Origin of the sequence: Mesorhizobium sp. M0040 (genome assembly GCF_040323505.1) — a bacterium.
Lineage (GTDB): Bacteria > Pseudomonadota > Alphaproteobacteria > Rhizobiales > Rhizobiaceae > Mesorhizobium.
The window spans coordinates 155,653-181,502 of sequence record NZ_JAMYVA010000002.1 but is presented as its reverse complement, the minus strand read 5'-3'; the positions used below and the strand labels follow the sequence as shown (position 1 = coordinate 181,502).

29 protein-coding genes are annotated in these 25,850 nt (G+C 62.3%); 13 read left to right on the top strand and 16 right to left on the bottom strand.

What is annotated here, in order from left to right; genetic code table 11:
* The first annotated feature begins 19 nt into the window (after positions 1 to 19).
* The 3 genes from NKJ91_RS02455 to NKJ91_RS02445 all read left to right on the top strand — a co-directional run bounded on the left by NKJ91_RS02455 (position 20) and on the right by NKJ91_RS02445 (position 3,401).
* Positions 20 to 2,179: a transglycosylase domain-containing protein gene (locus tag NKJ91_RS02455; protein WP_352454318.1), complete on the top strand. Its 2,160-nt coding sequence runs from the start codon at positions 20 to 22 to the stop codon at positions 2,177 to 2,179.
* Between the two features lie 96 nt (positions 2,180 to 2,275).
* Positions 2,276 to 2,860: a DUF1214 domain-containing protein gene (locus tag NKJ91_RS02450; RefSeq protein ID WP_352449049.1), complete on the top strand. Its 585-nt coding sequence runs from the start codon at positions 2,276 to 2,278 to the stop codon at positions 2,858 to 2,860.
* The gene (locus tag NKJ91_RS02445) at positions 2,853 to 3,401 is read left to right on the top strand and encodes a DUF1254 domain-containing protein (protein ID WP_292658433.1); all 549 of its coding nucleotides are present in this window, start codon (positions 2,853 to 2,855) and stop codon (positions 3,399 to 3,401) included. Before NKJ91_RS02450 ends, NKJ91_RS02445 begins: the two co-directional genes overlap by 8 nt.
* Before the next feature lie 14 nt (positions 3,402 to 3,415).
* Here NKJ91_RS02445 and NKJ91_RS02440 read toward each other — a convergent pair whose 3' ends face one another.
* A complete protein-coding gene (locus tag NKJ91_RS02440; protein WP_023677835.1) occupies positions 3,416 to 3,601 on the bottom strand; it encodes a hypothetical protein in 186 nt (61 codons plus the stop codon).
* A 187-nt stretch (positions 3,602 to 3,788) separates the two neighbouring features.
* On the opposite strand from NKJ91_RS02440, the gene NKJ91_RS02435 reads away from it, so the two are divergent.
* Positions 3,789 to 4,799 (top strand): DUF2336 domain-containing protein, encoded by a 1,011-nt coding sequence (locus tag NKJ91_RS02435; protein ID WP_352454317.1) that lies wholly within the window; start codon positions 3,789 to 3,791, stop codon positions 4,797 to 4,799.
* Between the two features lie 10 nt (positions 4,800 to 4,809).
* Here the strand turns inward: NKJ91_RS02435 and NKJ91_RS02430 are convergent, their stop codons facing one another.
* Positions 4,810 to 5,157, bottom strand: coding sequence for a DUF1491 family protein (locus NKJ91_RS02430; RefSeq protein ID WP_352454316.1), 348 nt, complete (start codon positions 5,155 to 5,157; stop codon positions 4,810 to 4,812).
* A 170-nt stretch (positions 5,158 to 5,327) separates the two neighbouring features.
* Here NKJ91_RS02430 and NKJ91_RS02425 point away from each other — a divergent pair, with 170 nt between their 5' ends.
* Both NKJ91_RS02425 and NKJ91_RS02420 read left to right on the top strand, forming a co-directional pair.
* Complete coding sequence (locus NKJ91_RS02425; RefSeq protein ID WP_023677838.1) at positions 5,328 to 5,588, top strand: type II toxin-antitoxin system ParD family antitoxin; 261 nt, start codon at positions 5,328 to 5,330, stop codon at positions 5,586 to 5,588.
* A complete protein-coding gene (locus NKJ91_RS02420; protein WP_352454315.1) occupies positions 5,581 to 5,877 on the top strand; it encodes a type II toxin-antitoxin system RelE/ParE family toxin in 297 nt (98 codons plus the stop codon). The genes NKJ91_RS02425 and NKJ91_RS02420 overlap by 8 nt, the downstream gene beginning before the upstream one ends.
* 23 nt (positions 5,878 to 5,900) lie before the next feature.
* Here NKJ91_RS02420 and NKJ91_RS02415 read toward each other — a convergent pair whose 3' ends face one another.
* Together NKJ91_RS02415 and NKJ91_RS02410 are read right to left on the bottom strand one after the other, a co-directional pair.
* A complete protein-coding gene (locus NKJ91_RS02415; protein ID WP_352454314.1) occupies positions 5,901 to 6,668 on the bottom strand; it encodes a peptidoglycan-binding domain-containing protein in 768 nt (255 codons plus the stop codon).
* Positions 6,643 to 8,388 (bottom strand): ATP-binding protein, encoded by a 1,746-nt coding sequence (locus tag NKJ91_RS02410; protein WP_352454422.1) that lies wholly within the window; start codon positions 8,386 to 8,388, stop codon positions 6,643 to 6,645. Before NKJ91_RS02410 ends, NKJ91_RS02415 begins: the two co-directional genes overlap by 26 nt.
* Before the next feature lie 518 nt (positions 8,389 to 8,906).
* Here NKJ91_RS02410 and NKJ91_RS02405 point away from each other — a divergent pair.
* On the top strand, positions 8,907 to 9,275 hold the full coding sequence (locus tag NKJ91_RS02405) for a DUF5330 domain-containing protein (protein ID WP_352454313.1): 369 nt from the start codon (positions 8,907 to 8,909) through the stop codon (positions 9,273 to 9,275).
* A gap of 112 nt (positions 9,276 to 9,387) precedes the next feature.
* Positions 9,388 to 9,816, top strand: a complete 429-nt coding sequence (locus NKJ91_RS02400; protein ID WP_023677843.1) for a SufE family protein — start codon at positions 9,388 to 9,390, stop codon at positions 9,814 to 9,816.
* Positions 9,817 to 9,929: 113 nt separating this feature from the next.
* Here NKJ91_RS02400 and NKJ91_RS02395 read toward each other — a convergent pair whose 3' ends face one another.
* Positions 9,930 to 10,355: a Ros/MucR family transcriptional regulator gene (locus tag NKJ91_RS02395; protein WP_352454312.1), complete on the bottom strand. Its 426-nt coding sequence runs from the start codon at positions 10,353 to 10,355 to the stop codon at positions 9,930 to 9,932.
* Positions 10,356 to 11,032: 677 nt separating this feature from the next.
* Between NKJ91_RS02395 and NKJ91_RS02390 the strand changes: the two genes are divergently transcribed.
* The 3 genes from NKJ91_RS02390 (at position 11,033) to NKJ91_RS02380 (ending at position 14,376) form a co-directional block, all read left to right on the top strand.
* Complete coding sequence (locus NKJ91_RS02390) at positions 11,033 to 13,144, top strand: S9 family peptidase (protein WP_352454311.1); 2,112 nt, start codon at positions 11,033 to 11,035, stop codon at positions 13,142 to 13,144.
* 77 nt (positions 13,145 to 13,221) lie between these two features.
* A complete protein-coding gene (locus NKJ91_RS02385; protein WP_352454310.1) occupies positions 13,222 to 13,848 on the top strand; it encodes a LysE family translocator in 627 nt (208 codons plus the stop codon).
* Between the two features lie 144 nt (positions 13,849 to 13,992).
* The gene (locus NKJ91_RS02380; RefSeq protein WP_352454309.1) at positions 13,993 to 14,376 is read left to right on the top strand and encodes an SET domain-containing protein; all 384 of its coding nucleotides are present in this window, start codon (positions 13,993 to 13,995) and stop codon (positions 14,374 to 14,376) included.
* 11 nt (positions 14,377 to 14,387) lie between these two features.
* On the opposite strand, the gene NKJ91_RS02375 is transcribed toward NKJ91_RS02380, so the two are convergent.
* The 4 genes from NKJ91_RS02375 to NKJ91_RS02360 form a co-directional block, all read right to left on the bottom strand.
* Entirely contained in the window at positions 14,388 to 15,338 is a 951-nt protein-coding gene (locus NKJ91_RS02375; protein ID WP_352454308.1) for a cytochrome c, read from the bottom strand.
* A 9-nt stretch (positions 15,339 to 15,347) separates the two neighbouring features.
* The gene (locus NKJ91_RS02370; RefSeq protein WP_352454307.1) at positions 15,348 to 15,791 is read right to left on the bottom strand and encodes a c-type cytochrome; all 444 of its coding nucleotides are present in this window, start codon (positions 15,789 to 15,791) and stop codon (positions 15,348 to 15,350) included.
* Between the two features lie 175 nt (positions 15,792 to 15,966).
* Complete coding sequence (locus NKJ91_RS02365) at positions 15,967 to 16,563, bottom strand: superoxide dismutase (protein WP_023677850.1); 597 nt, start codon at positions 16,561 to 16,563, stop codon at positions 15,967 to 15,969.
* Between the two features lie 107 nt (positions 16,564 to 16,670).
* Complete coding sequence (locus tag NKJ91_RS02360) at positions 16,671 to 17,549, bottom strand: branched-chain amino acid aminotransferase (protein ID WP_292658468.1); 879 nt, start codon at positions 17,547 to 17,549, stop codon at positions 16,671 to 16,673.
* Positions 17,550 to 17,700: 151 nt separating this feature from the next.
* On the opposite strand from NKJ91_RS02360, the gene NKJ91_RS02355 reads away from it, so the two are divergent.
* Both NKJ91_RS02355 and NKJ91_RS02350 read left to right on the top strand, forming a co-directional pair.
* Positions 17,701 to 18,363 carry a haloacid dehalogenase type II gene (locus tag NKJ91_RS02355; RefSeq protein WP_352454306.1) on the top strand — a complete coding sequence of 221 codons (663 nt, stop codon included), beginning with the start codon at positions 17,701 to 17,703 and terminating at the stop codon, positions 18,361 to 18,363.
* 173 nt (positions 18,364 to 18,536) lie between these two features.
* Entirely contained in the window at positions 18,537 to 19,361 is an 825-nt protein-coding gene (locus tag NKJ91_RS02350) for a L,D-transpeptidase (protein ID WP_352454305.1), read from the top strand.
* Positions 19,362 to 19,717: 356 nt separating this feature from the next.
* Here NKJ91_RS02350 and NKJ91_RS02345 read toward each other — a convergent pair whose 3' ends face one another.
* The 7 genes from NKJ91_RS02345 to NKJ91_RS02315 all read right to left on the bottom strand — a co-directional run bounded on the left by NKJ91_RS02345 (position 19,718) and on the right by NKJ91_RS02315 (position 25,703).
* Entirely contained in the window at positions 19,718 to 20,137 is a 420-nt protein-coding gene (locus NKJ91_RS02345; RefSeq protein ID WP_352454304.1) for an Ohr family peroxiredoxin, read from the bottom strand.
* Between the two features lie 55 nt (positions 20,138 to 20,192).
* A complete protein-coding gene (locus NKJ91_RS02340) occupies positions 20,193 to 21,254 on the bottom strand; it encodes an alpha/beta fold hydrolase (protein ID WP_352454303.1) in 1,062 nt (353 codons plus the stop codon).
* Positions 21,255 to 21,300: 46 nt separating this feature from the next.
* The gene (locus tag NKJ91_RS02335) at positions 21,301 to 22,053 is read right to left on the bottom strand and encodes an SDR family oxidoreductase (RefSeq protein ID WP_352454302.1); all 753 of its coding nucleotides are present in this window, start codon (positions 22,051 to 22,053) and stop codon (positions 21,301 to 21,303) included.
* A 91-nt stretch (positions 22,054 to 22,144) separates the two neighbouring features.
* The gene (locus NKJ91_RS02330) at positions 22,145 to 22,801 is read right to left on the bottom strand and encodes a VOC family protein (protein ID WP_502897060.1); all 657 of its coding nucleotides are present in this window, start codon (positions 22,799 to 22,801) and stop codon (positions 22,145 to 22,147) included.
* 220 nt (positions 22,802 to 23,021) lie between these two features.
* Positions 23,022 to 23,669, bottom strand: coding sequence for a cysteine hydrolase family protein (locus NKJ91_RS02325; RefSeq protein ID WP_352454300.1), 648 nt, complete (start codon positions 23,667 to 23,669; stop codon positions 23,022 to 23,024).
* Between the two features lie 47 nt (positions 23,670 to 23,716).
* Positions 23,717 to 24,253: a hypothetical protein gene (locus tag NKJ91_RS02320; protein ID WP_352454421.1), complete on the bottom strand. Its 537-nt coding sequence runs from the start codon at positions 24,251 to 24,253 to the stop codon at positions 23,717 to 23,719.
* A gap of 130 nt (positions 24,254 to 24,383) precedes the next feature.
* On the bottom strand, positions 24,384 to 25,703 hold the full coding sequence (locus NKJ91_RS02315; RefSeq protein ID WP_502898526.1) for an epoxide hydrolase family protein: 1,320 nt from the start codon (positions 25,701 to 25,703) through the stop codon (positions 24,384 to 24,386).
* Positions 25,704 to 25,850: the final 147 nt, after the last annotated feature.

Sequence of the window (25,850 nt, the reverse complement as noted above, 5' to 3'; positions counted from 1 at the left end):
GCCGCAGCCGGATCCTGGAATGGCCAGTCCTTTGGAACCACGCAAGAGAAGAGGTCCGATCGCCGCAAGGCTGCTGGCGGTGGATGCGTGGATTGATTCCTCGGTCTACGAAATCGGCTTCAGGGCGCGCCAGTTCTGGGAGGCGGCGACCATCTTCTCGCGGCGTTTCCGCGTCGGCGGCTGGCGCCGCGGCCTGATCGAACTGTTGAGTGAAGGCTTTACGCTCGGTGCCGGCGGCATCGTCGTCCTTTTGGCGCTGGCCTTGCCGGCCTTCCAGATAACCGCCGGCGACTGGCGCACGCAAGGCGACTTCGCCGTCACCTTCCTCGACCGCTACGGCAACGAGATCGGCCAGCGCGGCATCATCCAGCGCGATTCGGTGCCGGTCGACGAGATGCCCGACCATGTCATCAAGGCGGTGCTGGCGACCGAAGACCGCCGTTTCTTCGACCATTACGGCATCGATGTGCTCGGCCTGTCGCGCGCCATATTCGAGAATGTGCGGGCAAATTCCGTCGTCCAGGGTGGCTCGAGCATCACCCAGCAGCTGGCCAAGAACCTGTTCCTGACCAATGAGCGGACGTTCGAGCGCAAGATCAAGGAAGCGTTCCTGTCGCTGTGGCTCGAAGCCAATCTGTCGAAGAAGGAAATCCTGCAGCTTTACCTCGACCGCGCCTATATGGGCGGCGGCACCTTCGGCATCGAGGCGGCAGCCGATTTCTATTTCGGCAAGAGCGTCAAGGACCTGAACCTTGCCGAGGCGGCGATGCTAGCCGGCCTGTTCAAGGCGCCGACCAAATATGCGCCGCACATAAACCTGCCCGCCGCCCGGGCGCGGGCCAACGTGGTGCTGTCCAATCTGGTCGATTCCGGCTTCATGACCGAAGGCCAGGTGCTGCAGGCAAGGCTGCACCCGGCCGAAATCGTCGACCGCGGCGAGCAGAAGAGCCCCGACTATTACCTCGACTGGGCCTTCGACGAGGTCAAGAAGATCGCCGCCAAAGGCGGCCCGCACTCGCTTGTCGCTCACACCACCTTCGATGCCAACATCCAGAAGGCGGCCGAAGAATCGATGGAGTTCCACCTCCGCCAGTTCGGCAAGGAATACAACGTCACCGAGGGCGCCATCGTCGTCATCGAGACCAATGGCGCGGTCAGGGCGATCGTCGGCGGCCGCGACTACGGCGCCAGCCAGTTCAATCGCGCCACCAAAGCGCTTCGCCAGACCGGCTCCTCGTTCAAGCCCTATGTCTATGCGACGGCGATGGAGCATGGCTTCACGCCGGATTCGGTGGTTTCCGGCGGACCCATCTCCTGGGGCAGCTGGTCGCCCCACAATTACAATGGCGGGTCGGCCGGCAAGGTCACGCTGATCACGGCGATGGCCAAATCGATCAACACCGTGCCGGTGCGGCTGGCCAAGGATTATCTCGGCATCAAGCCGATCAAGGCGATGGCCGAGGCGATGGGCGTCGAGTCGCCGCTTGAATCGCACAAGACCATGGTGCTCGGCACGTCGGGCATGACCGTGATGGACCAGGCGACGGGTTACAGCGTGTTTGCCCAGAACGGCTTTGCCGGAACCCGGCACGGCGTCAGCCAACTCTTTACCCGTACCGGCGAGGTGGTCTACGACTTCGCCAAGGATGCGCCGCCGCCGCACCGGGTGCTGTCGGAGCAGGCGCTCAAATACATGAACACCATGCTGGCGGCGGTGCCGGTGATCGGCACTGCCCGGCGCGCAGCCCTTCCAAACATCGTCGTCGCCGGCAAGACCGGCACGACCCAGTCCTACCGCGATGCCTGGTTTGTCGGCTTTACCGGCAACTACACGGCCGCCGTCTGGCTCGGCAATGACGACTTCACCGCGACCAACAAGATGACCGGCGGCACGCTGCCGGCTATGGTGTGGCAGCGGCTGATGGTCTATGCGCACCAGCACATCGATCTCAAGCCGATCCCCGGCCTCGATCACCCCTTCGTCGATGCCGAAATCGCCGCCAAGGCCGAGGAAGCGGAAAAGAAGAACGCCGAACAGGCAGCAGCCGATGCCGCAGCCGAGCGTCCGCCGGTGCTGTCCAGCCGGACCACCCAGACCCTGAAGGAACTGGCCAAGCTGTTCCAGGCGGCACCCGTGCTCGACGCGCCCGCTGCGCCGGAGACGCTGTCGGCGCTGTGACGGCCAATTGCGCGGGGCCGCTTGCCACATTGCCCTGCGCCGCGATATCCCCGAGCGGCAATCTTTCAGTCCCGGCCTTCGGTTCCCTGCCTCCTCATGCTCAAGAACGCCTTCCTGACACTGCTTTCGCTTGCCATCGCCGTCGTCGGCGGTGGCGGCAGCGTCTGGTATGCACTGAAGCTGCAGGATGGCGTCGGCGCCATCAGGATCGGCCAATGGACCGCCTTCCCCGATATCGGCACGCCGACGGCAGATCCCTATTCGAAGGCCCGCGTGGCTCGCGAAGGCGTGCTGGCGCTCGGACAGGCGGAAGGACTGTCCTTCATAGCCGAGCGCGATTCCGGCGGCGAACAGCTCAAGCGGCAATGTGCCTACAAGATTGCGGGCGGCTTTCCCACCGCCCGGTTCTGGACGCTTTATGCCGCCGACCAGTCGCTTGGCGTGGTCGAGACCGGCAAGCCGAGGCCGGCTGCGCTGCAGTCCTATCAAGTGCTGCGCCAGGCCGACAATTCGGTGGTCATTTCCGTCGGCAGCCGCCCTGCGCCCGGCAACTGGCTGCTGACCAGCGGCGCCGGCAAGATGTACTTGGTGCTTACGTTCTACGACACGCCGATCGCCAGCAGCACCGGTCTCTCGGACGTCACGCTGCCGCAGATCCAGAAGGTCGGCTGCAATGCGTAGCCTGCTGCATGCCGTGCTGCTCGGCCTGCTCGGCGCCGGCATCGTGCACATCATCGTGCTGCTGCTCGTCCCCGAGTTTTCCGAACGCGACGCCTGGTCGCGATTGGCCATGGCTTCGGATCTCTACAAGATGACCCGGCTCGACGCGGAAGCCGGCGGCGCGCCGGTGGTGAAATCGGTCGATCCGCTGTTTTATGCGGCGGCATGCCGCTTCGATCTTGCCGAGGGGATGGTGCGGGTCAAGGCACCGGGAAAGGTGCCGTTCTGGTCGATTTCGGTCTATGACCGCGGCGGCCACAACATCTACTCGTTCAACGACCACAGCGCGACCGCAGGCGTGCTCGACACCGTTGTACTGACGCCGGCCCAGATGATCGAGGTCCGCAAGGATCTTCCCGAGGAACTGCAAGGGGCCATCTTCGTCGAGGCGCCGATAGAGGAAGGCGTATTCGTCATCCGTTCGTTCGTGCCCGACGACAGCTGGAAGCCGATCGTCTCGCGGTTTCTCGAACAGAGTTCCTGCGAACTGCAGGATTTTTAAGCCGGTTCCGATGCTCAGTGATGCGGTACCGGCAATGTTCCCGAAGGTCCCGGCTTGTCGGGGCCGGCCGGCCGCGTTTCGCCCGTCAGCGGCCGCTGCTCGTAGCGCACCCCGGGAAAGATGATCACTGCCGCCGGCGCGGCTTGTTGTGCTCGATTGGTTGCCGCCGTTCGCGGCACGAAAGACAGTACCATGCCCATGGTTCGCGTATTCCTCTCGGTTGCCCCGGAGCACAACGCAACGCCTCCATAGTCGATTAAGAAGGCAGTAGGTTAACGGAGCGCTAACGGATCGCCGCTAAATTGATCTTTGTTCTTGGGAAACGCGAAACCGGTACAGCCCGGCAGAGCGCTGTCCAGATCGTGTCGAGTGTCGGGCGTATCCTTCGTGTCAGCTTCGGATTTCAGGCAAATCGCAGCAGGAGCTGAATCGGGAAAGGCCGAAAGGCTGTTTCGCGCCGCGGTATCGGCGTTCTGCTCGCTCACCCGCCCTTCGCGCCGGGAAATCGCGCAGCTCGAAGACCTGACGCTGCCGCTTTTCGAGAATGTCTCGGTCGAATCGCGCCGCTACGTCGCGGCAGCCCTTTCCGAATGCGAATATGCACCCGCCGCGCTGGTGCGGCGGCTTTGCCAGGAGCGGGTCGACATCGCCGCTCCGCTGCTGATCCGTTCGCGCGCCCTCAGCGACGTCGACCTGATCGCGCTGATCGGACGTCACGGCCTGCCGCATGCCCGTGCCATTGCCCGCCGCAAGGATCTCAATCAAACGATCGCGGATCTCATCAAAGTGCTCGAAAGGCCGACGCTGGTGCGGTCGCAGCAGCAGCCGGAACCAACCGCCAAAGCCGCGTCCGAAAACGCCGAAGTGGTTGCGGGCGAGGTCAACAGGCAAGAGGCTTCCGATGCCGCTGAAACTGTACGCCGCCGGTTGCGATCCATGATGCGGGCCGAGAGCGGCGCCTCCATCAGTCCGTTCGTCGAGCCACAAACCTTTGTCAAGCTGCGCGAGACTGCGCTGACCGGCAATGCGGCATTCTTCCAGACGGCGCTCGCCGATGCGCTCGAAGTCGATTTTTCAACGGCGCGGACGCTCACCGCGAGCCACAATTACACACCGCTGCTGGCCGCCTTGCGCGCGCTCGACCTTAGCGAAGACAAGGCGTTCCTGATCACGGCCGCCATCTATCCGACCGAGTTTCCGCACCCGCAGGCGATCCGCATCTTCCTCGACCGCTACCGCCTGCTGCACCGCGACGCGGCGTTGGACAGGCTCCGCGGCTGGAAGGCCGACACCGTGTCGAAAATTGTTCGCAAGCCTGGGCGCGTCGCCGCAAGGGCCGACCTGCGCAAGCCGAACAGCGCCGACATAGCCGCCACCCCAAAGGCGCGTCGCATCTGAAGGCTTGCCGTTAAGACGCCTTGACCGAGATAAGCTCCTCGACGGGAATGGCGCCCGCCTCGATCTCGACCACCCAGATATCCGGATCGAATCTCTTCTCGCGCTCCAGCCGCGCGTCGAAGATGGCGGCATCGTCGCCTTCGCCAAGCAGGCTGAAAAAACGGTCGTCCGGCCTGGCTGAATCGTAACTCGTCTGCGGCGCCGGCCCGAACAGCGCTATCTCCCCCAGCCTGCCCCGCGCCAGCACGAAAACCGCGCCGGCTTCCGTCGCGCCGCGCTTGACCACGGCGGCAAAGCCGCCGGCGCTGAAAACCCGGCGCAACAGCGCCGACACCCACAGATCGGTGGTTACCCGCATGGCGCGACCCTGCACGATTTCGGTTTTGTGGCGTCGAGATTGTCACTTATTCGCGAGCAACGGTTGGCTATCATAGCGAGTCCCGGAATGCGACGATCTACCCCAAGACCTAACAAATCTTGTTAGCCCCTATGAAAAATGCTATAGCGTCCGGTATGAAAGCCCAACCCATGCGCACTCTTACTGTGTCGCTTACGCCCAAGCAGGCCGCCCGTCTACAAGACGCCGTGAACAGCGGAGACTATGCTTCCAACAGTGAAATAGTCAGGGAAGCACTACGTCTATGGGAGCAGCGCGAGGAATTCCGCACTCTTGAACTGGAACGTCTCAAAAGGGCGTATGACGAAGGGATGGCAAGCGGCGAGGGCCAGCACGTGGATCGCACGGCTTTCTTACGCGCTCTGAAAGCCGAACGCGCAGCCCGTGGCTGAATACCGGCTCACCCCCCGAGCTTCTCAGGATTTGCGAGATATTTATATTTGGCACCACATTGCCATCGATAACGAGAAGGCGGCTGACAAGCTGATCGGACGCATTTTCGACAGGCTGGAATTGGCTTGCGAGCACGCCAAAATGGGCGCAGCTCGACCGGAATTGAGCGCCACCGCCCGCATTCTGGTCGAGGGACGCTACATCGTGATTTATGAGCCTATGCCCTACGGCGTGTTAGCCGTGGCGATAGTCCACGGAATGCGTGACCCGGAGCAATGGCTTAAATAGACCGGGAGACTGGGTTTCGACCCTCAGTTGGTCAAGCCGATCTCGCGCATTTTGACGTAGACGATCTCGTCTGGCTCGCCGGTCTCCGGCAGGCCGAACAGCGCCTGGAATTCCTTGATCGCGGCCTTGGTGCGCGCGCCGACGACGCCATCCAATTGCATGTCGTCATTGCCGAACGCTTTCAGTCCGGCCTGGATCTTGACGATGCGGGGATCCGGCGCCGTCGCATTTGCCGGTGCGGACACCGGAATGGCGGCTGGAACAGCGGCCGTTTCGACCGGCCGCGGCACCGGATGCGGCACCACGGCCGCGGTCTTGGGCGTGGCGCCCAGTTGATCCAGCAGGACGCTGTCGATCTCGCCGGAGGCATTCAATCCGACCTTCTGCTGATAGGCCTGGATGGCCTTGCGCGTATTCGGTCCGGGAATCCCGTCGACGGTGCCGGAATAGAAATCGAGATCCTTCAATATGCCCTGGACCTGCTCGACGACCGGGTCGCTCTTGATCGGCGCAGCGGCCGGACGCACGATATTGATGGTGGTTTCGGGCTCGTCGCTGTCCGCCCGGGGAAAGCGCTCGATGCTCCTGGTGGCGAAAAACGCGCCGGCATGCGGAAAGGGCTGGTACCAAAGCGCGTTCGCCGAGACGTAGAACAGCGTCACCAGGAACGCGGTGGAGCCGCCGACCACAACAGGATTGCGCGAGATCAGGCTGCCCAGAGCCATCGCTCCGTGCTCGAAGGCATTGCCGCGGCGCTTCACCGCCTTAGGCTGTTTTGCGGAGCGACCCATTGCTCTCCCCTTTGCCACCGTCCGCTCTGGCTCTGGCTGCGGACATCGGCACCACGCCGGTCTTCTCCGTCGAACGGCCTGTCGGCCCGTTCACAGGAAGGCTGATCGTCACCGTGGTGCCCTCGCCCGGCATGCTTTCGATCGACATTGTGCCCTCGTGCAGCGCCACCAGCCCCTTCACCAGCGAGAGCCCGAGGCCTGTGCCTTCGAAACGGCGGGTATAGTCGTTCTGGATCTGCATGAACGGCTTGCCGAGATTGACGAAGTCTTCCTCGGCGATGCCGATGCCAGTATCCCGGACCCAGAAATGCAGCCGCGAGCCGATGCGCTTGGCGCCGATGACGACATTGCCGCCTTCGGGCGTGAACTTGATCGCGTTAGAGACGAGATTGATCAGGATCTGCTGCACGGCGCGACGGTCGGCATTTATTTCGCCTGCGTCCGGCGCGATCTGGGCCTGCAGATCGATGGCCTTTGCCTCGGCTTGCAGGCGCATCATCGATTGGCACATCTCGACCGCTTCGCGGAAGCGGAACGGTTCCGGTTCGGTCGCGTAGGCGCCCGATTCGATCCGCGATACGTCGAGTATCGAGGTGACGACGGCAAGCAGGTGCTGGCCCGAATCCCTGACCAGCCCGACATATTCCTTCTGGCGCGGATCCTTGAAGCTGCCGAACATCTCGTGCAGCAACATGTCGGAAAAGCCGATGATGGCATTGAGCGGGGTGCGCAACTCATGGCTGACGACGGCAAGGAAGCGTCCTTTCGCCACCTCGGCGGAGGCAGCCGCCTCATTGGCAGCGGCAAGCTCCTGGCGCAGGCCGGCCAGTTCGTCGTTCTCGCGCAGAAGAAGCGTGAAGACAGTCTCCTGCCCCGGCGCGCGCATCATCTCGAGCGAGAACGGCCGGTAATTGTCGGCCGTCACGCCGCTGCTCTGCGGCAGCCGTACGCGAAGGTCGAGCCGGCGCGACAGGGCGCCATCGCGCATATCGGCCAGCGCACTGAGATACGGGACGCGGTCGGACAGATGGATGCGATCGAAAAGTCCGGTGCCGAAAAGCAGCTCAGGCGGCAGCCTCAGCATAGTGCGTGCCTTAGCCGAGACGTCCAGAACCTCGCCATGCGCAGCGATTCGCAGCACGACGGCGTCGATCAGGTCTTCGAGCCGGTGGCTGCCGGCCGGATCGAGCTGAGTGCTGGCGGTGGCACGAAGCGGAGCGATACGCGGAATGAGCGTGAGTGCCCAGGCCAGTGGTACCAGCCAGTGCCATGCGGCGATTTCGGTCTGGTCGAGCGGCAAGACGGAACCGGCTAAAGGCTGCAGCAAGACTGCGACAAAGGCCGATATGGCGCCCCAGATCACGGCACGGCGCGACTGGCCGATCCACCAGGCTTCAAACGGCAGCGCTACCGCAAGCAAGGCAACCGGCGAGGCCACACCGCCGGCGGCAGCGATAAGGGCACCGAGGGCAACGCTGCCGACGACCAAGGCGAGTTGGCCGGCCAGGGTCATCTTGCCCGATGCAGCCACCAGCAGGGCGGCGAACCAGCAAAGGCCGAACGCCGCAAAGATGGCAGCCACGGTCACGGCCGCGCCCATGCCCGACGTGACCAGCGTCACCGCTGCACCCGCGCTGAAGAAAGGAGCCGCCAGCATGGCGCCAATGAACCGGCTGTGGCGGCGACGATCGCTCTGGCCGAGCACGGACGGATGAACCATCCGTTCGCAACCGGCGGCTATCGCGCCCGGCAACTCGGCGTATCTGGCCTTGATCGCACTCAACTCAACGCACCCGGTCGTGAACGGCCCTGCTTTGCAGGCGGCTTTTGTCGATCCGAAACTCGCATCCAGCGTTTAAGGAATGGATAAGGCTGGGCCGATCGTCCCCCGGCAGGCTGCAAATATCGGGATACCGGCGGGGAAAAACCGGGGCAATTGCCGCCATAGTAAACGGAGCGTTAGCCACACCGCCCGCGCCTGCACCTACGACCGATGGCATCAAACTGTCGCCGATTAAGAAAATGATTATGAAAAACAATAGGTTGGATGGTTATCATTTGCTGAATAAAATCTGAGCCGTTCGAGGCAAATGAACTTCAAAACGCTTCGTTTCGAATCTACCTAAAATTTAAGGAAAACTGTTGCTTTCGGGACAAGCCGTCCTTGGCGCGTCTGTGTCAGTATCGCGGTACAAGGGTCGTGCGGTTCGGATGCATGACGTCATAAAGGACAGACAGATGGGCTTTCTGATAAGAGCTGCTTTCTGGTTTTCGCTGGTGCTTCTGGCGCTGCCGCTGGGTGTCGGCGCCGATGATGCGGGCCGCGAAAGCGTCGGGCCGCTCCAGGCGCTGTTTGCGGCGCGCGAAGCCGTCGGCGATATCGCCGGCATCTGCGAGCGCAAGCCGGACGTTTGCGAGACCGGCAAATCGGCAATGCACACCATCACCGCCCGGGCCAGGGAGACCGCCAAGATCGCGGCCGCCATGCTGGACGACAAGGCCGCTGAACCCGATACAGTGACGACCACCGGCAGCGTGCCCGGGGAAATCGTCTTGCCGGCGAAAGTCGATTTGCCGGCGAAAGTGCACTTGCCGGCGAAGAACTGAGACTGTTTCGGCCGAATTCATCACTAAACCGCAAGGCTCTCGCTCTCGGCACCTGCGGCGTTTCTCCTCTTTTTCCGTGACGTGGCAGCGCCGGATGACTATATCCGGGGGAATGACGACGACGATCCAGACCATCCGCGACGACTTTTCCCTGCTCGACGAGTGGGAAGACCGCTATCGCTATGTGATTGAACTGGGTGAAGCGCTGCCGCCGTTTCCCGACGAGCAACGCATACAAGCCAACAAGGTGCCCGGCTGCGTCAGCCAGGTCTGGCTGACCACTGAGCAAGGCGGGGGTGTCGACCCCGTTATCACCTTCAAGGGCGATTCCGACGCGCATATCGTGCGCGGCCTGGTCGCCATCATGCTGGCGCTGTTTTCGGGACGGCCGGCCAGCGAAATCCAGAGGACCGACGCAGAGGCCACATTGAAGGCGCTCGGACTTGACGAGCACCTGTCGCCGCAGCGCGCCAATGGTCTTCGCTCGATGGTCAAGCGCATCAAGCGTGACGCCGAGGCAGCGCTGAAGCAGACCGCCTGACCGGACGGCAATTGCCGGCAGTATGAAAAACTGGCGGCCCGAGCTTGGTCTCCCCACAATGCGAAAACGGCGCCCGCAGGCGCCGTTTGAGTGTCAAACCGGAAGAGCGCTTGTCAGCGTCCCTTGCGCTTGCGGCCGAGACCCATCTTCTTGGCGAGTTGCGAACGGGCGGCCGCATAGTTGGGCGCAACCATCGGATAGCTCGGGTCCAGGTTCCACTTTTCACGATACTGGTCGGGCGTCAGATCATAGTGGGTCATCAAGTGACGCTTGAGCGACTTGAACTTCTTGCCGTCCTCGAGACAGACGATGTAGTCGTCATGCACCGAACGCTTCGGATTTACCGCCGGCTTCTGCTTGTCCGCAGGCGGCTGCTCGGCGGCCCCGCCGACGCGCCCGAGAGCGGCATGGACATCGGCGATGAGGTTCGGCAGTTCGCCGACCGGCACGGGATTGTTGCTGACATAGGCGGCCACCACATCGGCGGTGAGCTCGATCAGCGCGTCGCTGTTTCTGGAAGGTGTTTCGGTAATATCCATGGCGTTCAGGTCCCAACGAGAATTGTTTCTGTCTACGCCCTATTTTTGGCAGGTAGGGCATCGCGCGAACTTGTGCAGGAAAAAGCCTCCGCGATTCGCGTCGCGGCATCTTAATGAGCCTGAGCGACAAGTAAGTCAATTCGCTTCTTGGGCTCTATTCAGCGACACAAGTCAAATATTCCTCATTCAGCTTCACTCTTTCGTGCAGAGTGTAACTTCGCCGTTCTTTCTGGTCAGACCAGCATCGACTGATGCGGCGTCAGGCCGCCATTACACGGACGGCATCGGTAAAATAGAGTTCGATGCTTGACCCTGCCGGCGGCATTACAGCCTGGATGATCGGCGGATTCAGTAAAATCATAGGTTGCGAAGCGTTACTGTTGCTCGCGAGCCGTCGCCGGAGCGGTGCGCTGTGTCATTGAAATGGGGTAATGTATTTCCGTAGACCCAGCCATATCGGCCACTTGCCAAGCCGCGAAGGCAGTTGCATGAGATTGACCGGCACTGGCAGGGTCATCGCAGCGACGGCGAGAACCGCGGCAGTCCGACAAGAAATATTCGTTATCCGCTCCTCCAGCCCGTCCTCTCGAGCCACCACGACAATAGATCATAGCCCTTGAACCCGCGCTGCTCGGCGTGTTCATTCGCCATTCAAGTAGCTTCCACAGCGAGACGCAATGACCAGAACCCCAGTGTTTCCGACCGCCACGCCGCCGCAGCCGGAGAAGCGGCCGATCTTCGACACGCATCACGGCATAATGCGGACGGACGATTATGGCTGGCTGAGGGCCGCCAATTGGCAAGAGATGTTCAGGGATCCATCCCTGCTCGACGGCCAAATCCGCGCCCACCTCGAAGCCGAGAATGCTTACCAGGCCGCGCTGATGGCCGATACGGTCCAACTGCAGAAGCAGCTTTTCGCGGAAATGAAGGGACGCATCAAGGAAGACGATTCTTCCGTGCCGATGAAGGACGGACCTTACGCCTACGGCTCCTCCTTCAAGCTTGGCGGCCAGCAGCCGCGTTATTTCCGCACGGTGCGTGACGGCGGCGACAAGCAGATATTGCTCGACGGCGATGCCGAGGCCGAGGGCAAGCCCTATTTCCGCCTGGGCGGCGTCGATCATTCGGACGACCACAGCAGGCTGCTCTGGGCCTTCGACGACAAGGGTTCCGAATTCTACACGCTGCGCGTCCGCGATCTGGCCGGCGGCAACGATCTGGCGGACAGGGTCCCGGACACCGGCGGCGGCGGTGTGTGGGATGCCGGCAATGACGGTTTTTTCTACACCCGCCTCGACCCCAACCACCGTCCTTCCAAAGTGCTGTTCCATGCGCTTGGCGACGGTCCAGAAAACGACCGGCTGATCTACGAGGAGACCGATCCCGGCTTTTTCATGGATGTCGGCGGCACGCGCTCCAACGAGTGGATCATGATCGGCATCAACGACCATGAGACCTCGGAATACCGTATCATGAGCGCCAACGATCCGTTCGCAGAGCCGAAGCTGGTTGCGGCGCGCCAGACGGGCCTGCAGTACGAACTCGAGGAAGGCGGCGACATCTTCTTCATCCTCACCAATGCCGACGGCGCCAAGGACTTCAAGATCATGACGGCGCCGGCCCATGATCCGGTGCGCGCCAATTGGCAGGAACTGGTGCCGCACGAAGCGGGCCGGCTGATCCTTTCGGTGATCGGCTTCAAGGACCACATGGTCCGGCTCGAGCGCAAGGAAGGCCTGCCGCGCATCGTCGTACGCGATCGCAAGAGCGGCGAGGAGCACCTGATCTCCTTCGACGAGGAAGCCTTCTCGCTCGGCCTGTCCGGCTCCTACGAATACGACACCGAGATCATGCGCTTTTCCTATTCGTCGATGACGACCCCGGCGCAGGTCTTCGATTACAACATGCGCACCCGCGAGCGGGTGCTGCTCAAGACCCAGGAAGTGCCGTCCGGCCACGACCCGGAGCACTACGTCACGCGCCGGCTGATGGCGCCTGCCGCCGACGGCGAACTGGTGCCGATCTCGCTCCTCCACCACCGCGACACGCCGCTCGACGGATCGGCGCCTTGCCTGCTTTACGGCTACGGATCTTACGGCATAGCCGTACCCGCGGCGTTCAACACCAATCTGTTTTCGCTGGTCGACCGCGGCTTTGTCTACGCGATAGCCCATGTTCGCGGCGGCAAGGACAAGGGCTATGGCTGGTACGACGACGGCAAGCGGGCGAACAAGATGAACACGTTCACCGATTTTGTCGCTGCCGCCCACCACCTCGTCGCCGAACGCTATACGCAGCATGACCGCATCGTTGCGCAAGGCGGTTCGGCCGGCGGCATGCTGATGGGCGCGGTCGCCAACATGGCGCCGCAATGCTTCGGCGGCATCGTCGCCGAGGTTCCCTTCGTCGACGTGCTCACCACCATGCTCGACGCCAGCTTGCCGCTGACGCCGCCGGAATGGCCGGAATGGGGCAATCCGATCGCGTCAGCGGAGGATTACCGGACCATCGCCGCCTACTCGCCCTACGACAATGTCGCCGCACTCGACTATCCGCCGATCCTGGCGCTGGCCGGCCTGACCGACCCGCGCGTCACTTATTGGGAGCCGGCCAAATGGGTGGCGCGGCTGCGCGACCGCAAGACAGGTGGGAATCCGGTGCTGTTCAAGATCAACCTGGATTCAGGCCATGCCGGCGCCTCCGGCCGGTTTTCAAGACTGGAGGAAATCGCCTTCACCTATGCCTTCGCGCTCAAGGTGACGGGCAAGGCCGAGCTTGCGGCGTGAACATCGGCGGATGAGCGGTCATTGTCTTCCGTTCCGCGACGTGGCTTCATTGGCGGTGAGAGTTGCGGAGCCCACCAATGATCGATCTCGCCACGTTGATAGCTTATGTCGCGGTTGTGCTTGGCTTTGTCTTCATCCCGGGTCCCGCCACTCTTCTGACGGTGGCGCGGGCAACCAGTTCCGGAACCAGGGTGGGCATTGCGACCGGCGCCGGGATCGCGGCCGGCGACGTGGTTCACACCTTCATGGCGATCGTCGGCATTTCGGCGATCATTGCCACGTCGGCGGCGCTTTTCAGCATCGTGAAGTACATCGGCGCAGCCTACCTCATTTATCTCGGCATTCGCGCGATCATCGAGAAAACGCCTGCCCATCCGGCCGCCGGCGCACTTGCGATCCCCGCTGCCAAAGCATTTCGGCAGGCTGTTTTGACCGAGGTTCTCAATCCCAAGACCGCGCTTTTCTTCCTCGCATTTCTTCCGCAGTTCGTGCGGCCTGAAAACGGATCGGTGATGCTTCAACTGGCGATATTGGGCGTCATCTTTGTTCTGTTGGGCCTCGTCAGCACGGTGGTTTTCGCCGTGGCTGCGGGCGGCCTCGGTGCATTCCTGCGCCGAAACCCGACGGTGCTGAGATGGCAAGGCAAGGCTGTCGGCGGTATCTATTGCGCCTTAGGCATCCGGCTGGCGCTGCAACCGCGCTAGGTCTCGACAGGCGACGAGCCGTACGAGGCTTCGGATAATGGGCAGGCACAGCTGATTTTCCGCTCGCAATTGCAAAGGCCGCGCGCTACCCAGTGCGCGGCCTTTTCACAGCCGCGCCAACAATCAATCACCCAGGGATCTGCCATGTTGCTCGTCGATGTCTATCTCGACAAATCGCCCATCCAGGGCATCGGCGTCTTTGCCAAGAACCACATTGCCCGTGGCACGCTGGTCTGGAAACTCGACCCGAAATACGACCGGCGCATCGAGGTGACGGCCTACGAGCGGGAAACCGGGCCGGTGAAAACCTATCTCGACCGCTACGCCTATCCGGACCGGCGCGACCCGAACTACATCGTCTTCGAGGCCGACGATGCGCGCTACATGAACCATGCCGACGACCCGAATTGCGACGTCTCGCAGCCGGAGGAGACCTATGCCTTGCGCGACATTGCGCCTGGCGAGGAAATGACCTGCGACTACAATCACTTCTTCGAAACCGGCTTCGACTTTCTCGGCGACCGCTGACGCAACGGCCGTCAGCTCGACGGCTTCTTGCGCGCCGGATAGCCGTTGGGGTGCGGCGGCACGGCTTTCAGGTAGGCGGCGATCGCCGAGCGGTCCTCCGGGGTCAGCACGGCCATGTTCCGCTGCACGTCGACCATTGCGCCGCCGACCGTATCGAAATCCGGCGTGAAGCCGGTTTCGAGATAGTTGGCGATGTCGGCCTCGGACCAGTCCGCGATGCCGCCCTCGCCCGACGTGATGTTCGGCACAATGCCGCTGCCTTCGGCGGCGGCCGCCCCTGCCAGCCATTGGCTCTTGCTGGTGCCGCCGGCAAGATCCCGCGGCGTGTGGCATTCGCCGCAATGGCCGGGGCCTTCGACCAGATAGCGGCCTGTCAACACCGGATCCGGTGTGCCGTCGGCGAAGGAAACGACCGGCTGGTCCTTCAAATAAAGCAATTTCCACAGACCAAGGCCGCGTCGGACGTTGAAGGGAAATGCCAGCGAATTGGCGGGCGCCTTGCCGGCGACCGCGGGTAACGTCTTCAGGAATGCATAGAGATCGGCAATGTCGGCCGGCTTCATGCGCGCGTAGGAAGTATAGGGAAATGCCGGATAGAGATGCTCGCCCGACGGCGACACGCCCTTCAGCATGGCGTTGGCAAGATCCTCGACCGACCAGGCGCCGATGCCGTCCCTGGTATCCTGCGATATGTTCGGCGGCACGAAGGTGCCGAATGGCGTCTTGAGTTCAAGGCCGCCCGCCAGCTGAAGACGGGCGTCGCCTTGCGAGCCAGGCTTGGCATGACAGGATGTGCAGCCGCCGGCGTAGAAGATGCGCTTGCCCCTGGCCGCGTCGCCAGGACCAAGCTCAGCCAGCGTTGCGGCATCGAGCCTGACCGGAGCCGACAGGAACCAGCTGGCAATCGCGGCCGCGCCGCCCAGAACGAGGGCGGCGCCGACAAGTTTCTTCAGCAAGCGCATTGCCCGCTATCAGCCTTTTTTCACCCTGTAGTTTTGATGACAGTTGCCGCAGCCGCCGCCGATGGTGTTGAACTGCGCCTTCAACGCGTCGGCATCCGCAGGTGCTGCGGCGACCGCCGCCTTGACGTCGGCGAGGTACTTGCCTTCAGCCGTCTTGAAGCCGGCCATGTCCTGCCAGATTTTTGGGGACGCCGTGGTGTCGCCGGTGTCGCTGCCCGCCGGGAAAAGCGTGTCGACGCCGGCATGGAATTTCTCGGCATTGACCTGCAGTGCCTGCAACGCCGTCAGCACCGAAGCGGCGTCGTAGGGCGTCTCGCCCTTGACCACTTTCGACAATCCGGCGGCGATCTTGCCACGTTCCTTCATCAGGGCCTGCCGGTCGGCTACCGGGTCGGCAAATGCCGCCGAACCAGCGAAGGCGAGCATCGAGGTGGCGAGGATAAGCTTTCTCATTCACTTGGCTCCATGTTGAAGGCAAATTCAGGATGCGGTCCCACCCCGATTACAAACGGCAAGGATGGCTTAAAAATTCCGACGCTTCGCCTCACGCTTGCGTGAAATTTTGCAGCTGTCGTTCTGATGCTGAAAAAGAAAAGCCCCGGTTCTGCCGGGGCTTTTCTGGAACGGATCAGGCCTTTTCGTAGAGCTCGAGCACATAGTCCCAGTTGATGAGACTGTCGACGAAGGCTTCGAGATATTTCGGCCGGGCATTGCGATAATCGATGTAGTAGGAGTGTTCCCAGACATCGACGCCGAGGATCGGCGTCGCGCCATGGACGAGCGGGTTCTCGCCGTTCGGCGTCTTCGAGATCGCCAGCTTGCCGTCCTTGACCGAGACCCAGGCCCAGCCCGAACCGAACTGGGTGGTGCCGGCGGCGATGAAGTCGGCCTTGAACTTGTCGTAGCCGCCAAGGTCGCTGTCGACCGCCTTTTGCAATGCGCCGGGCAGCTTGTTGCCGCCGCCGCCCTTCTTCATCCATTTCCAGAAATGGATGTGATTGTAGTGCTGGGCGGCATTGTTGAAGAGGCCCGCATTCTTGCCGAAGGACTGTTTGACGGCCTCTTCGACCGACAAATCGCCCATGCCCGCCTCGGCGGCCAGCTTGTTGCCGTTGTCGACATAGGCCTTGTGGTGCTTGTCGTGGTGATATTCCAGCGTTTCCTTGGACATGTAAGGCTGCAAGGCCTCGTAATCATAGGGCAAGGCGGGCAATTCAAAAGCCATCGGTCGTACTCCCTCGTGGAAAAATCCGGTGTCGATACCGGACTAACATAGGACTGGATTGGTCTGGAACAACTCCGGAAACGAAGCGCCGGCCGCTTTTTAGCGGGTCAGCCGGGCGAAGTCGAATGCGCCCATTCCCAATAGAGTTCGCGCGCCTTCTTGGCGACCGGTCCGGGTTGCAGATTGCGATCCTCGATACGGGTGACCGGCACGACTTTCGAGTGGTTTCCGGTCGAGAAGATTTCGTCTGCCTCCAGGAAATCGCGGATCGACAGCGTCTTTTCCGTCGTCGTGAAGCCGTATTCGCCTAGCAGGGCCATGGTGCGCGCGCGGGTAATGCCGGACAGGAAGGTGCCGTTCGGCGCCGGCGTCAAGACATGGCCGTCCTTGACCAGGAAAATATTCGAGGTCCCGGTCTCGGCGACATTGCCCAGCATATCGAGCACGAGCGCATTGTCGAAGCCGCGCATCTTGGCTTCGAGGATGGCACGGCCGTTGTTGGGATAAAGGCAGCCAGCCTTGGCGTTGGTCGGCATGGTTTCGATGGTCGGGCGCCGGAACGGCGACACCGTAACCGAAAAACCCGCCGGCGAGATCATCGGCGATTCATAGAGGCAAAGGCAAAAACGCGTCGAGGCCGGGTCGGCCGGCACGCCCATATAGCCGCCATGCTCGGCCCAATACATCGGCCTGATGTAGACTGCCGTCTTGCCGTCGAACTTCTTCAGCCCGTCCCAGGTCAGCCCGACGATCTTGTCGGTGCTCATCGTCGGCTTCAGGCCGAGCGCGATCGCCGAGGCGTTTACCCTTGCTGCATGGCGATCGAGATCGGGGGCGACGCCCTCGAACCAGCGGGCGCCGTCGAACACGCTGGTGCCGAGCCACATGGCGTGGCTGCGCGGCCCTAGAATGGCAACATTGCCCTCGTACCAGTCGCCGTCGACGAAGGTCCATGTCGCGGATTGCGCCGCAGTCGCCAGTGTCATTGCCAGGTTCCGTTCGATGCTTGTTGCGGCGCATTGGAAGATGCTTTGGCGGCCGCCGTCAACCGGCTTGGCTGAGATTTGTTGAGGCCAGCGGGCTGGCGGACTGCAATCAGCGCTTGCGCCTTGCCTTACGCGGCCTCAAAACTGTCGAATGCAGTTCGCGGCTTACGTTTTCGACGCCTATGGCACGCTGTTCGACGTGCATGCGGCCGTGCGCCGTCACGCCGACCAGATCGGGCCGGACGGCCAGTTGCTGTCCGATATCTGGCGCGCCAAGCAGCTGGAATATTCCTGGGTCAGGACGCTGATGGGGGCCTATGCCGATTTCTGGCAGCTCACCGAGCAGGCCCTCGACTTCGCCCTGCGCAAGGTTCCATCCGCGGATGCCGGGCTGAGGGCGAAGCTGCTTGAGGCCTATTGGCGGCTGGACTGCTATCCGGAGGTGCCGGCCGTGCTCAAGGCGCTCAAGGCATCGGGGGCAAGGCTGGCGATCCTGTCCAACGGTTCGCCTGAGATGCTGCAAGCGGCCGTCAAGTCCGCCGCGCTCGACCAGGTCCTGGACGACGTCTTTTCTGTCGACAGCGTCAGGCGCTTCAAGACCGATCCGTCGGTCTACGACATGGTCACCACGGGCTGGCGCCTCTATCCGGGCGCTGTCTCTTTCCAGTCATCCAACCGCTGGGACGTCGCCGGCGCCACCAAATTCGGCTTCAGGACGGTGTGGATCAACCGCGCCAATCAGCCAGAGGAATACCGGGATTTTCCACCGGTCCTGATCCTGCCGTCCCTTGAAGGTCTGGTCGCCGGGGGGTGACACCGGAAATGTTGCGTCGGCGCAACAGTGACGATCCAGTCACAGCTTTGCCTTTGTTTGTCCACCCTGCGGCCAGAATTGGAACCGCCTATCGCGCCGGGCATTGCTCGGGCAACCGCGCGCAACAGGACGCATTTATGCTTTGTTGCGATTTGAGACTTAAAAAAGGCATCATGTTCATATCCCCATCGTCCTCTTTTCGCCTGAGCCGTCGCGGTTTTCTCAACGCAGCAGCCCTTGGCGCCGCCTCGGTCGCGGTCTCCAGTTGCACCACGCTGTCGCAACAACCGGTCGAGCCGCCGCCGCCGACCTATGTCGAGCCGGCGCTCGGCGACTATGTGACGATGTATGGGCCGATGTCGGATGGCGGCTTCGAGCTGCCGGCCATACCGGTCGACAAGATCGACCCGCAGTTCCTGCGCCAGATCGTTGACGATCCGACCGGGCAGCAGCCGGGCACTATCGTCGTCGACACCACCAATCACTTCCTCTATCTGGTGCGCCCGGGCGGCCAGGCGATCCGCTATGGGGTCGGCCTCGGCCGCGCCGGCTTCGAATGGTCGGGCGATGCGGTGGTCCAATGGAAGCAGAAATGGCCGAAATGGACGCCGCCGGACGACATGATAGCGCGGCAGCCGGAGTTGAGACCCTACAGCGCCGAGAATGGCGGCATGCCCGGTGGGCTCAAGAACCCGCTTGGCGCGCGGGCGCTCTATCTCTTCCAGGGCAACCAGGACACGCTCTACCGCTTGCACGGTTCGCCGGAATGGCGGTCGATCGGCAAATCGGTGTCGTCGGGCTGTGTTCGCCTGATGAACCAGGACATCATCGACCTCTACGACCGTGTGCCGAACAAGACCCCGGTCGTGGTGACGGCCGACATCGGTCAGCCGATGGTGGCGACAGCAAACCGCAAAGCCATTCCGATCGACGCCGGCGTGCCGGAAGGATCGATCCTGCTCGGCCCGATAAAATCGATCACAAACTCGATCTTCTGAGCTGATCGAAAGCACAGGGGCGGGATTGCTCACGGCTCCTGCTGGTTTTGCCGAGCGTCGGCTTGCTCGTATCGGCGCCCGCCTTTGGATTTGATGCTTACGTTGAGGCGGACTTTGCCGCACGTGTGTGCAGACGCCACCAGTGACAGCTCATGACCCAGAGCGGACATTTCGCGCTCAGAAGGGATTATCACGGTGACCGGAGGGATACCCCTCCTGTCATCCTGACCGTATTTGTGCTGGATGCGCTCTGACAGGTGCGATGCCGTGGCAGGTTTTTGTAGACCTTGGCGAGAAGGATGATCCAAAATGTAACCCTGGCCATGCCAATTGCTTCAACGATCGATGCAATCCACTCAGAGCAGGTTGATCGCAATTTGAACGTTGCCGCGCGTCGCTTTCGAGTACGGACAAATGTCGTGCGCCTCGTCGATCAGGGCTCGTGCGGTATTGTACTCCACGCCAGGCAGGCTGACGTTGAGCCGAGTGCTGAGAGAGTAGCCGTCGTCCCCGAGGTTCAGATCAACCTCGGCATCGATTCTCACTCCGGCCGGCAGCGTAATTTTTTGTTCGTGAGCCACAGACGCAACCGCGCTTGCGAAGCTGGCCGACCAGCCGGCTGCAACCAGTTGCTCCGGGTTGGTGCCGATGCGCGCCGATCCGGGTGTGGAAAGCCTGATGTCCAGAAGGCCATCAGAGCTGCGCGAGGCGCCATCCTCGCGGCCACCTGTGGTTGTGATCCTGGCCGTATAAACAACCCTTGCGATCAGGTTCATAGGCATTCTTTTGGTGGCTGTAGTACCTGCCGGAGGAGCGGCGCCGCGAACTCGATCACGCGTCGACCTCGATAACGGCGTCGGCAAAGGCCTCTGGCGCTTCCTGGGGTAGGTTGTGTCCAATGCCGCCCATGACTACCCGGTGGCTATATCTGCCTGAAAACATCTTGGCGTAAGCGCTGGCGTCCGGATGCGGCGCGCCATTGGCGTCGCCCTCGAGCGTCATCGTGGGCACGGAGATGACGGGTGCCTGAGCAAGCCGCTGCTCCAGTGAATCATATTGCGCCTCGCCTTCTGCCAGGCCGAGCCGCCAGCGATAATTGTGGATGACGATCGCGACGTGATCCGGATTGTCGAAGGCCGCAGCACTCCGCTCGAACGTGGGCTCATCGAAATTCCATTGCGGCGAGGCGAGCTGCCAAATCAGCCTGGCGAAATCGCGCGTATATTTCTCGTAGCCGACACGGCCGCGATCGGTAGCGAAGTAATATTGGTACCACCATTGCAGCTCGGCCTTCGGCGGCAGCGGCAGTTTGCCGGCTTGCTGGTTGCCGATGAGATAGCCGCTCACCGAGACCATCGCCTTGCAGCGTTCCGGCCACAGGGCGGCGATGATGTTCGCCGTCCGAGCGCCCCAGTCGCAGCCGGCAATCGTCGCCTTCTCGATACCCAGCGCATCCATCAGCGCGACGATGTCGGCAGCGATGGCCGACTGCTGACCATTGCGCATCGTCTCGTCCGACAAGAACCGCGTCGTGCCGTATCCGCGCAGGTAGGGCACGATCACGCGGCGGCCTTTCGCCGCCAGAATGGGCGCAACGTCGACATATGTGTGGATGTCGTAAGGCCAGCCATGGAGAAGGATAACGGGCGGACCGTCGGCAGGGCCGGCCTCTGCATAGCCGACATTAAGGACACCGGCATCGATCTGCCTGGGTGCGCCGAACGAGTTCTTTGCCGTGTGCATCGCAGACGCCGTCGTCTGGTCGACTCCGCTGGGTGCCGCCTTCGCTGTCGCGGTCATGCCGAGTTCGGCAAGCGTCACGCCCATTGCGGCTGCACCGATCAGGCGACGGCGGCGCTCATCGATTTTGTCGCAAACACTGATCGTGTTCATGGTGATGTCTCTTTGTGATGAGGCAATGTGCTTTGTTCCTGCATAGTCACGAGACGAGCTGCTGGCCGCCGTCGACGTCGTATGTCGCGCCCGTCAGCGCCGTGTTGCTCATGATGTGAACGGCGAGCGCGGCGACATCGGCCGGTCCGACGACACGTCGGATTGGCAGCGTCGCGCGCAGTTCGTCGCGCCGCTTGTCGAGGTTGTCGCCGAGCAGCGACGCCGACAGTGGCGTGTCGACGAAGCCTGCGGCGATCAGGTTGACGCGTATCGGCGCGAGCTCGAGCGCGAGATTGGCGATGAGCGCGGGGAACGCGACGGTAACCGTCGAGACGATCGCGAGGCCTGGTTTTGGGCGGCGTGCGCCCGTGCCGCCCATGAATATCAGTGAGCCGGCCGACCCGACCTTGCCGGCGGCGCTGCGTGCCACATTGAGCGCGAGCAATAGGTGGTCCGTGAGATCGTGTCGTGCCTCCTCGGGAGGAATTTCGAGGGGTGAGCGATAATGGGGAGCGCCGGCAGTAACCATCACATGGTCGATCAAGTCCGGCAGATCTTGAAAGAACGACTTCAGCTGGGTCGCATCGTTGGCGTCGAAGGCGGCGGTGCCCTCAGCGCTAATCTCGCGCGCTGCTTGATCGAGGCGGTCGCGATTGCGTCCGGTGAGGATGACGCGGGCGCCTTCGGCGCGGGCACGCCGGGCGGTCTCCAGACCGATGCCGGCGCTACCGCCGATGACGACGACGGTCTGGCCAAGAAGTTCAGGTTCGCGCTGAGTGGGGATGGCTGCGGTACTCATGATTTCCTCCGATAAAGGCCGTCAGGTCGCCACGATCTCCGCAGGCCGCGGACGAATACGGCGGCAGTGTGCCGCCGTCTGGAAGCTCGTCCTACTGCGGCAGTTCCTCGCCAGACTGCTCGGCCACCATGTATTCGGCGTACCAGTCCGGCCAGTTCTCGTCGCGCTGGCCGCCGGTCCGCTTCTCGTGCTCTCCGTGGGCGACCGACGCGCGCCGCATTGCGGCGGCCAGGTCGCCCTCGGAGGCGAAGCTCGTCGCCTTCGAGTCGATCCGGCCCGGAAACCGGGTGGTGATCTCCTGGAGCAGCCAGCCGTTCCCGTCGGGATCGGTGAACGTTGCAAAGGAGACGTAGCTGCGTCCCTCCGGGTCCCGACCATTGACAGCAGGCTGTCCCGGACCGGCACGGTGGAACACTTCGCTCACATCTGCACCATGAGCGATGAGCTCGGCGCGCGCCGCCACGATGTCGGACACGATGAGATAGAGACCCTGTGTCGACCCCGGCGCGGCCGAGGTGACACCCTTGCCGAAGTGGATCGAGCCAGGTGAGCCCGGAGGCGTGAACTGCACAACCCGGAACGTGTCGCCGACCGCGAAGTCGGCATCGAGCCGCCAGCCGAGGCCCTCGTAGAACTGCTTGGAGCGGTCGACGTCTGCGACCGGAATAACGACAACCTCGAACTTCAGGTCGACGGGACGTGCGCTTGCGGTGTCGGAGGTCTTTTCGCCCTGACGGGCCGTTGCGATGTCTGACATGGTCGTTTTCTTTCCAGTTGGGTGGGACCTGGTCCTGCCCGATCGTTGCCACTAATGACCGAGCCTGTTCTCGATCTCTCTGCTGGATGTCGGCGAGAGCCAAGTTCTCTTCGACGTATTTTGACGCGTCGAGCGCACGGAAACGGTCCGCCGGTGTGAAGAGTGAGATGCGCACGGTTGGCCATTCCCTCGCGTGTGAGATCGATCATCACTACGCCTCGGCGGCCGAGGTCTGGACGGCAGAAATCGAGTCGATGATTTCGTCTGTCGTGACAATCGCGCTGGCGTAGTTCGGCATGTTGACGTCGAGAGCCGCGTGCATCTCCTCATCGGAGTAGTCTGCCGTCGCGTCCCTCACCACGGTTACGTCGTAGCCGAGCTCGGCGGCGAAGCGAACGGTCGCTTCGACGCAGGTGTGTGCGATCAGTCCGATGACAATGAGTTTCTGGATTCCGTGCCTTTTCAGCTGCAGATCCAGATCCGTATTGGCGAACCCACTGGAACACCAATGTTCGGTGGCGACAGTCTCGCCTGGCTTGGGCTCGAACTCGGACCGAATCTCGCCGCCCCAGGTGCCGTATTCAAAGCTCTTGCTCTTCCATGCTCTCTTCTGGACGGGCGCGACGTAAGTCCATGTCTCATAGTCGCCCGGACGGTATCGATGATGCATTGCATAGAAGACGCGAAGCTTAGCTTGACGCGCGGCATTCAGGACTTGCAGCATGTGAGGCACGCAGCCGTTCGCCTCTGCGACAGCCCGGATGCGGGGCCATATCTTGCCCCCGTCGGAAATGAAGTCGTTGTACGGATCGATCACCAGAAGTGCGGTGACCTCCCGGTCATGTGCGTGCCTCGTCATTGTGCCTCCTCCATGGAGCGGCTAGATCACAGGCCAGATGCTGCCGCTCAGTTCCTGAGCGCGGCTCGTTCGATGCTGGCCGCAAAAAGCGGCGTCTCGCCCTTGTTGTGAGCGATCGACATGGGCTGGCGCTGTGACCGAAGCACCTCGAACGGGATGCCCTGGCGCTCGAAGAAAGCCATGAATTCCTTCGTGGCCCAGGACCGGACGTGGTTGGTAAACTCACATCGGCGACTGTCGATAGCCTTGACGCTCAGCTCCCAATGCACATGGATCGTGGTGCGGCCCGTAGGCGTGAAGAGGTCTGAAACCGATTCCAGGATGAGGTGATCCTTGCGGCCGAGCGTCTCGACATAATGTTGCACCATCAGGCTGCCGCCGATGATCTCGACATTGATCGACATGCGCTTGCCATCCGGCGTCGTCGTGAAACCCGCCGCTATGTGGGCGGGCGAACACCCCTGATATTCATGTTCCGACAGCGCGAAGCACCAGTTGGGAATGTCGATCTTCTCGATCGGCGCGTTGATGATAGCCGTAAAGCTTGAATCGACGATTTCATGGTCCTCGACGGGGGCTGCCATCTTCGTGATGGGTTCGTGCGATACGGAAGATTGCGCGATTGCTGACATGACGTTCTCCTTTGTCCCGGGTTCAATCGGGTTGCCTTGGGCAGTCGAGCAGGCGTGACTGCAAGCAGAACCCTGTGGGGGTTCAGATTTGCTGGCGCAGCGGACGAAATGCCGTCCGGAGTTCGGCGGTGAAGGCTGCGGGCTGCTCCCAGGCTGCGAAATGGCCGCCCTTGAGGGGCCGGTTGTAATGGATAAGCTTCGGATACGCCTTTTCAGCCCAGCTCTGCGGCGCCTGGTAGATCTCGTCCGGGAAGGCGCTCACAGCGACCGGGATCTTGATGCCCCTGGGGTCGAAGAAGCCTCCCGTCGGGTGGTGCGCGTTGTCCCAGTAAAGACGCGCCGAGGAGATCGCGGTGTTGGTCAGCCAGTACATCGTGACATTGTCCAGGATATCGTCCTTCGTCAGCCCTTCCGCCTGCCCGTCGAAGACGCGTGCGATCAGCTCGTAGCTGCGGATGTCGTGGTCGAGCATCCAGGCTGCGAGACCGACCGGCGAGTCGACGACGCCGTAGAGCGTCTGCGGGCGATTGTTCATCTCGATCGCGTAGCCCAGCCCGTTCTTGTAGAAGTCGTCGAGCTGGTCGTAGGCCCGCTTCTCGTCGGGCGAGAGGCCGGCGGGCGCCGGGCCGCCGGCGGCAAGCGCCTTCGAGATGTCGGCGGGCACGGTGGCAGCCATGTTGGTGTGGATGCCGAGCAAGCCCGGAGGCTCTTGCAGCGCCATCGTCTCCGACACGGCGTTGCCCCAGTCGCCGCCCTGTGCGACGTATTTCGTGTAGTCGAGACGCTGCATCAGCGTAGCCCACGCCTTGGCGATGCGGGCAGGGATCCAGCCAGGTGCCGTCGGCTTGCCGGAGAACCCATAGCCCGGCAAGGACGGGATCACCACGTGGAACGCATCCGCCTCGGTCCCGCCGTATGCAGTTGGATTGGTGAGTGGCTCGATGACCTTCAACTGCTCTATGATCGAGCCAGGCCAGCCATGCGTGACAATGATCGGCAAGGCATTCTCATGCCTGGAGCGGACATGGATGAAGTGGATGTCCAGCCCGTCGATCTCGGTGATGAACTGCGGCAGGGCATGGAGCCGGGTCTCCATCTTGCGCCAGTCGTAATCCGTCGCCCAGTACTTCGCGAGCTTCTGCATTGTGGCGAGCTGCACGCCCTGGGTGTCGTCGGCCACATTCTCCTGGTCCGGCCAGCGGGTCGCGGCAACGCGTCGGCTAAGCTCGTCGATTTCCTCCTGAGGAAAGCTGACCTTGAAGGGCCGGATCGCATCGCCCGCGGCTGCGGCGACCGATGGGAGCAGGCTGGCAGTACCTACGGCGGCAATGCCCATTGCGGCCGTGCTCAAAAGGAGGCGGCGGTCCTGATCGATTAGTTCGGGAGTCTTGGTCGTATTCATGGGTCTCTCCTGGGGGGTGCTCGGTGCTGCCGAAAACTTACGCCCGCAGGACGAGAATCGCCCGTTATGTGTTGTGAGCCCCCTGTTAGTCGCTGTCAGCGCTGGTGGCTCCGGGCAGCGGGGTCCTGCCACCGTTCGCCTATGGTG